9 protein-coding genes are annotated in these 8609 nt (G+C 39.2%); 5 read left to right on the forward strand and 4 right to left on the reverse strand.

Going from position 1 to position 8609, the window contains the following annotated elements; translation table 11 throughout:
• Positions 1–34: 34 nt before the first annotated feature.
• Positions 35–1396 (reverse strand): aspartate kinase, encoded by a 1362-nt coding sequence (locus HCB49_RS13460; protein ID WP_185605226.1) that lies wholly within the window; start codon positions 1394–1396, stop codon positions 35–37.
• Between the two features lie 244 nt (positions 1397–1640).
• Between HCB49_RS13460 and HCB49_RS13465 the strand changes: the two genes are divergently transcribed.
• Entirely contained in the window at positions 1641–1955 is a 315-nt protein-coding gene (locus HCB49_RS13465; RefSeq protein ID WP_185392256.1) for a PTS sugar transporter subunit IIB, read from the forward strand.
• 42 nt (positions 1956–1997) lie between these two features.
• Here the strand turns inward: HCB49_RS13465 and HCB49_RS13470 are convergent, their stop codons facing one another.
• The 3 genes from HCB49_RS13470 to HCB49_RS13480 all read right to left on the reverse strand — a co-directional run bounded on the left by HCB49_RS13470 (position 1998) and on the right by HCB49_RS13480 (position 5087).
• Positions 1998–2678 carry an ABC transporter ATP-binding protein gene (locus HCB49_RS13470; protein WP_185605227.1) on the reverse strand — a complete coding sequence of 227 codons (681 nt, stop codon included), beginning with the start codon at positions 2676–2678 and terminating at the stop codon, positions 1998–2000.
• Entirely contained in the window at positions 2678–3781 is a 1104-nt protein-coding gene (locus HCB49_RS13475; RefSeq protein ID WP_008948626.1) for an ABC transporter permease, read from the reverse strand. Before HCB49_RS13475 ends, HCB49_RS13470 begins: the two co-directional genes overlap by 1 nt.
• A gap of 139 nt (positions 3782–3920) precedes the next feature.
• The gene (locus tag HCB49_RS13480) at positions 3921–5087 is read right to left on the reverse strand and encodes a MalY/PatB family protein (RefSeq protein ID WP_185605228.1); all 1167 of its coding nucleotides are present in this window, start codon (positions 5085–5087) and stop codon (positions 3921–3923) included.
• Positions 5088–5240: 153 nt separating this feature from the next.
• Here HCB49_RS13480 and yugI point away from each other — a divergent pair, with 153 nt between their 5' ends.
• The 4 genes from yugI (at position 5241) to HCB49_RS13500 (ending at position 8467) form a co-directional block, all read left to right on the forward strand.
• Positions 5241–5594: a S1 domain-containing post-transcriptional regulator GSP13 gene (gene yugI / locus HCB49_RS13485; RefSeq protein WP_185605229.1), complete on the forward strand. Its 354-nt coding sequence runs from the start codon at positions 5241–5243 to the stop codon at positions 5592–5594.
• A 148-nt stretch (positions 5595–5742) separates the two neighbouring features.
• Positions 5743–6150 carry an NUDIX hydrolase gene (locus HCB49_RS13490; RefSeq protein WP_185605230.1) on the forward strand — a complete coding sequence of 136 codons (408 nt, stop codon included), beginning with the start codon at positions 5743–5745 and terminating at the stop codon, positions 6148–6150.
• Positions 6151–6251: 101 nt separating this feature from the next.
• A complete protein-coding gene (locus HCB49_RS13495) occupies positions 6252–7604 on the forward strand; it encodes a glucose-6-phosphate isomerase (RefSeq protein ID WP_185397055.1) in 1353 nt (450 codons plus the stop codon).
• A 104-nt stretch (positions 7605–7708) separates the two neighbouring features.
• Complete coding sequence (locus tag HCB49_RS13500) at positions 7709–8467, forward strand: DeoR/GlpR family DNA-binding transcription regulator (protein WP_003722392.1); 759 nt, start codon at positions 7709–7711, stop codon at positions 8465–8467.
• Positions 8468–8609 lie beyond the last annotated feature (142 nt).

Consider the following 8609-nt stretch of genomic DNA (forward strand, 5'->3'; position numbering starts at 1 on the left):
TCTCATCAATTAGGATGAAAAACTTGTTTTCTTTTTAAACTAAAACTTCCGAAAAGAACTCATTATACAAAGCGCGAACGGCCGTATCTTCCTGTTCTTCTTTTACGCCAAACATAATGCTCACTTCAGAAGAACCTTGATTAATCATTTCAATATTAACTTTCGCATCCGATAAAGCTTTTGAAGCACGCGAAGTTATCCCAACGTTATGGCGCATCGCTTCACCAACAACCATAATCAGCGAAATCCCGTGCTGCATAATCACTTGGTCCCCATTCAATTCTTCTTTCAAACGAGACATAATCGTCCGCTCCGTATCTTCGCCAAACTGATTTTCACGAATAATAATTGTTAAATCATCAATCCCCGATGGCATATGCTCGTAGTTCAACCCAGCATCTTCCAAAATTTGTAACACTTTCCGCCCAAAGCCAATTTCTCGGTTCATCAAATATTTACTAATATAAATGCTACAAAAACCGTCATCACTAGCAATCCCAACAACGGGGCCATTACTATTTTCACGTTCATGAACAACCCGCGTACCACAAGAATCGGGATTGTTCGTATTTTTAATATGCACCGGAATGCCCGCATGGAACGCTGGAATTAATGCTTCATCATGAAAAACGGAGAAGCCGGCATACGAAAGTTCGCGCATTTCCCGGTAAGTAAGCTCAAGTACCTTTTTCGGATTTTTCACGATGGCGGGGTTGACCGCGTAAACTGCATCAACATCAGTAAAGTTCTCGTACAACTCAGCTTGCGCACCATTCGCCACAATCGCTCCAGTAATATCAGAACCACTTCTGGAAAATGTACTGATTTCCCCATCTTTCGTATAACCGAAAAATCCTGGGAAAACAATAATGCCTTCACGTTCACGAAGCGCAAACAAATGGTCATAAGACTCTGGTAAAACCTGTGCACTTGCATGTTCGTCAGTTACGAATAAACCAGCATCTTTTGGATTAACATAATGTGCATTTAAGCCTTTAAATTTAAAGTAGGCGGCGATTAATTTTGCGTTATTATCTTCGCCACTAGCTTTCATACGATCTAAAAATTTATCAGGATCGCTTTTGTCAGACGAAATGGTTGCTTGTAAGTCTGCGCGGATTTGCTTAATAACTACATCGCTCATTCCCGTATCAAGCGCAATCCCCGCATATCTAGCGATGACAGATTCAAACAATTCGCTCGTATCTTCACCAAGAAGTGCCTTTGCCGCGCAGTCAATAAGTAAGTCGGTCACTTTGGTATCTTCCTTGAATCGTTTCCCTGGAGCAGAAACAACGACGATTTTCCGGTCAGGATCCTCCGCTACAAGTTGGAACACCTTATTTAATTGAATACCCGATGCTAAAGAGCTTCCGCCAAATTTAATTACTTTCATGCAACACACTCCTGATCTGATTTTTTTAGCTTCCGAAAGTGCTGTTTTCGAATGATGCGAAATTTTCTGACCTTTCGGATAAAGTTATTGTCTATTATCGCTCTTTTTCCGTGAAATCGCAATGGTTTTTCGCATTTTTAATTATTTTCTCGTGGCTCCAGTAGTTTACTTGTTTAAAAAGCTAAAGGTAGTTATAATAAGAGTGTACAAAAAAAGCAGCCTTAATCTGAAAGGAAAGATTACGATGAAAAATATTGTTTTAGTATGTGCGGCAGGGATGTCAACAAGCCTTTTAGTAACAAAAATGCGTAAAGCAGCAGAAGATCGCGGAGAAGCTTGCGAAATTGAAGCATACTCCATTGCTGAAGTAAGTAACTTAATTGACGATGCAGATGTAGTACTTTTAGGACCACAAGTGCGTTATCAGAAAAAAACAGTTGATGAACTAGCTGCTGGGAAAATTCCAGTAGATGTAATCGACATGGCAGCATACGGTACAATGAACGGTGAAAAAGTACTAGGCCAAGCATTAGATTTAATTAACGGCTTCCAAAAATAAACAGTAAAAAAACCTGTGTGGCATTTAAGCCACGCAGGTTTTTTAGCTTTCTTGGGTAAGAATCCCGTCTTCCATACGATACACATGGTTGACTAAATCTAGCATACGTTCATCATGCGTTACCATAATCGCAGTTCGACTTGTTTGCACAACTTCATTACGGATAAGCTCGACAACTTCGCGACTTCTTTCAGTATCAAGACTCGCAGTAGGCTCATCGGCTAAAATAACGGAAGGTTGATTAATAAGCGCGCGAGCAATAGCGACACGTTGCTTTTGACCGCCAGATAAATCTTTTGGATAGAAATTCGCGCGATCGCTAATGCCGAGTTGACTGAGAAGTGACGACGTATCTTTTTCAAGTTCCGCCGCGCTTTTACCAGCCATTTTTCCAATAAAGCTAATTTGGTCTTTTACATGTAAGTAAGGAACCAGATGAGCTGCTTGGAAAATAAAGCCGATTTCTTCTAAGCGTAGTGCGGTTTGTTCTTTGGAAGATAAATTCCCGACGGACTTATCATTAATTGAAATCGTTCCGCCAGTCGGAGATAACAGCGCGCCAGCAAGAGAAAGCAGCGTACTTTTACCAGAACCACTTGGGCCGACAATCGCAATTAGTTCTCCTTTTTTCGCTTCGAAATTGGTTTCCTTCAGTGCATGAATAATTGAAGGGCCGGATGGGTAATCTTTATACACTTTCTCGAAAGATAGTAGAGTTTCCATTATTCGTCACCTCCTCGAATAGCATCTAGTGCGTCTACTTTAGCGATTCGTCTAAGTGATAGAAGTGCGCCGAATAGGGCAACTAGGAAGAACAAGCCACTATAAAGTGCAATCGTCATCGGACTTAATCTAAATGGCATCGCTGCTGGCATGATGCTTGGTAAAATCAGCGTTACTCCGACACTAATTAAAATACTAATAATCGAAATAATCACTACTTGGGTAATAATGCTCTTAACTAAGTAACTTGTTTTCGTTCCAAGTGCTTTCAAAATACCAAATTGCGTTGTTTTTTGGAGCGTCATTACATAGAAGAAAGCCGTTAAAATAAATCCGCCGATAATGATTAAGAAGAAAATCATCATGTTAAGCGTCATTTGCTCCGCGGAATAACCTGGAATTTGATTTAAAAACGCTTTATGATCGATCGTCGTTAAATCTTTATCCGAAAGGGTTACACCTTTATCAGGATCGTCTGTTTTAATTGCAATAGTACTTGTTTGCGGGATTTTTTGGTGATATAAAACAGGATTGATTTCTTGCCAAGTCGCGATATTAATATAAACAACAGGAGCGTGACTGTACTTTTGGTTTTCCGTAAAGCCGACAACTGTTAATTCTCTATTTAAAATATCATCCATTAAAACATCGCCAATTTTGATTCCGTCTGATTTTAAGGAAGAATCGACGACGATTTCGTCAGGTTTTGTTACTTGTATGTTAGCTCCGTCAGAAATTTTTGGAGCGAGAAAGCTATCTGGTTGAATACCGAAAAGTGCCACACTAAATTTTTTGCTGTCACTTTCCCGTTTTAAAGTTTGCATCGATTGTCCAAGTACCGCAGCATCCTTCACGTTCGCATCTTTTTTCACATCAGCGAGCTTGGATTCTGGGAACTGAGATCTCGATAATTTGTCTTGGGCGTCTTTGCTGAGAACATAATATGGAACCCCGTTATCTGCGACAGATGAAGCATTATCATAAGCAAGGCCATTTGCCAGCCCAGATAAAATAAGTGACAGTAACATAATTAAAACCATGATGCCTGTTACTAAAATATAGCGCAACTTAGAATAAACTAATTCACGAAGCCCTAAAAACATCGGTTATACCAACTCCTTTAAATTTATGTAAATGGAAAATGCACATTATTTCACTTTCCAAAGAATAGTATACCAAAGCTATATTCAATTTCCTAAAGAAAGAAACTAAGTATTTGCGACTTAGTTTCTCTCAAGTAAATTATTTTTTTAAGCCTTGAATCAGAAGTTTCACGGCTTTTTCCAATGTTTCTTTTGGACAGGCAATGTTGAAACGAACAAAACCTTTGCCAGAATGACCGAAACCAGAACCCATTTGAACACCGACACCAGCTTCGATTAAATCATTGTAAATCCTTTTTTCGTCTTTTGGAAGTGTGCGACAATCAAGCCACATCAAGTAAGTCGCTTCTAAATCTGTCACGCCAACTTCAGGCACTTCTTTTTCAAGTTCCGCTTTGACATACTCATAGTTGCTATAAATATATTCTTTCAGTTCTTTCAGCCAGTCTGCCCCGTGACGGTATGCCGCCTCTGTACCAACAATCCCAAAGACATTGAGCCCGTTAGTCGTAGCGTACTTTTGCTCTGCGGCAAATTTGGCTTGGTACTCTTTATTCGTAATAATATAGTAGGAAGCTTTAATAGCCGCCAAGTTAAATGTCTTCGTAGCAGCCATCAAAGTGATAATTTGATCGTGGTAAAATGGCGCTGCAACCATCATCGGCACATGTTTATGGTTTTTCATCACTAAATCAGCATGAATTTCATCCGAAACAATCGGGATTTGGTATTTCTCGCATAACTTCGCTAGTTCCACGAGTTCCTCTTTTGTGAAACAACGACCACCAGGATTTTGCGGATTACATAGAAGGAACAATTTGACATTTTCTTCTTTCATCCGTTTTTCCAAATCATTAAAATCCATCCGATACTGCTGGTTTTCGTATTTTAGCGGTGACATAACAACTTTTCGCTCGGTAGCTTTTGTTACATTGAAAAATGGCGGATAAATTGGCGAAACCATTAGAACGGCATCATCTTCATTTGTTAGAGAACGAATAGCTAACGAAATAGTCGGAACAACCGCTCCGTTAAAAAACAGCGTGCTTGGATCGATTTCAAACTGGTGTTGCTCTTTGTTCCAATCAATAACAGCTTCGACAAGTGCTTCAGACTTTGTGGAATAACCAAAAATCCCATGATCGATTTGACGCTGAAATGCATCAAGTACAGGCTGCGGCGCACGGAAATCCATATCCGCTACCCACATTGGAATAATGCCTTTTCTGCCAAATAATTCTTCTGCTCCATCCCACTTTTCTGAATTAGTTCCAATACGCGGAATGACTTCATCAAATTGACTCAAATATGTCACGCTCCTTATCTTTAATTCGCCTCAATTATAGCACGAATTGCACCTTAAAAGCTCGCTATAGAAGGATTTAGAATAATTGTTAAAGTTTCGCCTAAGTGTTATAATTTATAAAATATTGTAAGGTTGAAAGTAGGTGGAATGAGGATGAGTACATTCAAAGTAGGAGATGTAGTTTCTGGCAAAATTGCAGGAATTCAAAGCTACGGCGCATTTGTAGCACTAGATAATTCAACACAAGGCTTAGTTCATATTTCGGAAATCACACATGGTTTTGTCAAAGATATCCATGATTTTCTAGAAGTTGGTCAAGAAGTCAAAGTGAAAATTCTAGATATCGACGAAGAAAAAAATAAAATCAGTCTTTCTATTAGAGCGACAGAAGAAACACCAAAAGAACAACCAGCTAAAAAGAAACCAGTTTCATCTAGCGAAAACGATGAAGGTTTTAACACTTTACGCGACAAATTAGAGGAATGGATTAAAAAAGCAGATAAATAAAACCCTGTATCAGCCTGTTATCAAGCCCTTTTTCGGGTTAAATAGCTAGGCTGATAAATTTAATTGACTAAAATTTTAGAAAAAGGGAATAGTTAGTAGTAATTTTCTATTTATTCAATAGTATAAATTAGTCAAAAGGGGGATTTTTGTGAAAAGATCTATTCATGTGCAAGCATTTGTATATAACGAAAAGAAAGACGAGATACTAGTAGTAAGGGATCGCAACCTAGCTTGGGCATTTCCAGGTGGGCACGTGGAAACAAATCAAACGATGGAAGAGGCACTCGCAAGCAAAGTAAAAGAGCAGACAAATATCGATATAGAAATAGAGTCTATTTTACATTGCAAAGAGCGGCGTGCTACATGGGAGCATGTTTGTACATTTGTCTTCCGAGCAAAACCAGTTGGCGATGCAATGCTCGCTTCAAACAATGACAATGCTTTTCGCGTAAAGTGGATACCCATTCCGCTAGCAGACGATCTATTAGCTGTAGACCAATTATCCTTAAATGAACTGGTCCGAAGCGAGGGAGTCTTATATGAAAACTATACCTAATTTTCAAAAAGGCTCAAATTTCACAAGGTCAAGCCTTGCTAAAAAGCACTGATTGATATAAAGTTAGTAAAGAAACTTTTTTAAAATTTGGAGGGAAAATAATGACACATATTAAATTTGATTATTCCAAAGCGCTCCGTTTTTTTGAAGAACGCGAACTTGATTATCTTGAACCAGCAGTAAAAGCAGCTCATGATGCATTACATAACGGTACAGGTGCTGGGAACGATGCGCTTGGTTGGATTAACTTACCAACAGATTACGACAAAGAAGAATTTGCTCGTATCAAAAAAGCAACAGAAAAAATCCATAGCGATTCAGAAGTTCTAATAGTTATCGGTATCGGTGGTTCTTACCTAGGAGCACGCGCAGCTATCGAAACTTTAAATCATTCCTTCTATAATGTACTTGAAAAAGGTGCGCGTAAAACACCTCAAGTATTCTTTGCGGGAAATAGCATTAGTTCTTCCTACTTACATGACCTTATTGAAGTAGTTGGCGACCGCGACTTCTCTGTTAACGTTATTTCTAAATCAGGAACAACAACAGAGCCTGCAATCGCTTTCCGTGTATTCAAAGAACTTTTAATCAAAAAATATGGCGAAGAAGGCGCGAAAAAACGCATTTACGCTACAACTGATAAAGCAAAAGGCGCTCTAAAAACATTATCTGACAACGAAGGCTACGAAACATTTGTTGTTCCAGATGACGTTGGTGGACGTTTCTCCGTTTTAACTGCAGTAGGGTTACTTCCAATCGCAGTTAGCGGTGTTGACATCGATGCTCTTATGAACGGAGCAGCAGCAGCAAGTAAAGATTTCGACAAACCAGAACTGAAAAACAACATTGCATACCAATATGCAGCAGCTCGTAACGTTCTTTACCGTAAAGGCAAAGTAACAGAACTTCTGATCAGCTACGAGCCAGGCTTGCAATACTTTAACGAGTGGTGGAAACAATTATTCGGCGAAAGTGAAGGTAAAGACAAAAAAGGTATTTACCCATCCAGCGCTAACTTCTCCACAGATTTACACTCGATCGGTCAATATATCCAAGACGGACGTCGCAATCTTTTTGAAACAGTTATCAAAGTGGACAAACCGCGCCACAACTTAACTATCAATAAAGAAGACGTAGATTTAGATGGATTAAATTACCTTGCAGGTGAAACAGTTGATTTCGTTAATACAAAAGCATTCGAAGGAACTCTTTTAGCGCATACAGACGGCGAAGTTCCAAACTTTGTTGTAGAAGTACCAGAACTAGATGCTTACACATTCGGCTACCTAGTATACTTCTTTGAAAAAGCAGTAGCTATCAGCGGTTACCTAAATGGCGTAAATCCATTTGACCAACCAGGCGTAGAAGCATACAAAGCCAACATGTTCGCATTGCTTGGTAAACCAGGCTTCGAAGATAAAAAAGCAGAACTAGAAAAACGCTTAAATGACTAATTTTCATTTCCAAACCTTGGGGCCAATCGCTCCAAGGTTTTTTGTTTGTTTGCGATTTTCTTCTATTGGAGTTACCATATAGTTAAACAAAAGGAGGGCAAGAAATGCTATCTATCGAACGAAAACGCGCCATCGTCCAATATGTCAAAAGCCGCAAAATAGCAACCGTTAGCGAACTAGCCAAACATTTTGAAGTCCACGAAGCAACCATTCGCCGCGATTTAACCTCACTAGAAAAAGACAAAAAACTAAAAAGAACCCATGGCGGAGTTATGATAGAAGAAAAAGTAGTTTCCGAACCCAACTGGAAAAAACGAAGCGAAGTGCGCTACGAAGAAAAGCAACGCATCGCCACATTAGCAGCCACAATGGTCAAAGATGGCGATACAATCATTCTCGACGCCGGAACAACAACCGGACACATCGCAACAGCTCTAAAAGACCGTTCTAAGCTAACCGTCATAACAAATGATATCAACGTAGCTTCCATTATGCGCTTCTCTCCGTCCAAAGTAATCGTAACAGGCGGCGTTATCTACCCAGAAACATTCATTCTTAATGGCATGATAACAAGTGGAACCTTGCAGAGCATTCACGTACATAAAGCATTCGTAACCACACCAGCATTAGACATTGACAAAGGCTTAATGCACTACGACGAATACTTAATCCCAGCCAAACAACAAATGCTCCACTCAGCCGATGAAGTCATCCTAGTAACAGATCACACCAAGTTCGGCCGCATATCTCTATACAAATACGCAGCCTTAGACGAAATCTCTTCCATTATCACTGGAAAAGAAATAGATCCAGTCTTAAAAGAACAGTTTGAAGAAAAAGGAATGCAAATTTATACAACATAATGTTTTAAAATCCCTATTTAATCAGCAATTTATACACTAAATTAATCTTTTTTCATCTTTATTAAAAAAACTTTGTAAAAAGTATTGACGAAAGGCAAAAATCTTGGTATATTTATAAACGTTGCTGATGCGGACAAAACGC

Origin of the sequence: Listeria cossartiae subsp. cayugensis (assembly GCF_014229095.1) — a bacterium.
Classification (GTDB): Bacteria; Bacillota; Bacilli; order Lactobacillales; family Listeriaceae; genus Listeria; species Listeria cayugensis.

What these genes read in the sequence shown, in the direction of transcription:
- yugI (WP_185605229.1), top strand. Translation starts at nt 5,241, where the DNA reads ATGAGTACATTCAAAGTAGGAGATGTAGTTTCTGGCAAAATTGCAGGA.
- HCB49_RS13475 (WP_008948626.1), bottom strand. Translation starts at nt 3,781, where the DNA reads ATGTTTTTAGGGCTTCGTGAATTAGTTTATTCTAAGTTGCGCTATATT.
- HCB49_RS13495 (WP_185397055.1), top strand. Translation starts at nt 6,252, where the DNA reads ATGACACATATTAAATTTGATTATTCCAAAGCGCTCCGTTTTTTTGAA.
- HCB49_RS13500 (WP_003722392.1), top strand. Translation starts at nt 7,709, where the DNA reads ATGCTATCTATCGAACGAAAACGCGCCATCGTCCAATATGTCAAAAGC.
- HCB49_RS13470 (WP_185605227.1), bottom strand. Translation starts at nt 2,678, where the DNA reads ATGGAAACTCTACTATCTTTCGAGAAAGTGTATAAAGATTACCCATCC.
- HCB49_RS13465 (WP_185392256.1), top strand. Translation starts at nt 1,641, where the DNA reads ATGAAAAATATTGTTTTAGTATGTGCGGCAGGGATGTCAACAAGCCTT.
- HCB49_RS13460 (WP_185605226.1), bottom strand. Translation starts at nt 1,396, where the DNA reads ATGAAAGTAATTAAATTTGGCGGAAGCTCTTTAGCATCGGGTATTCAA.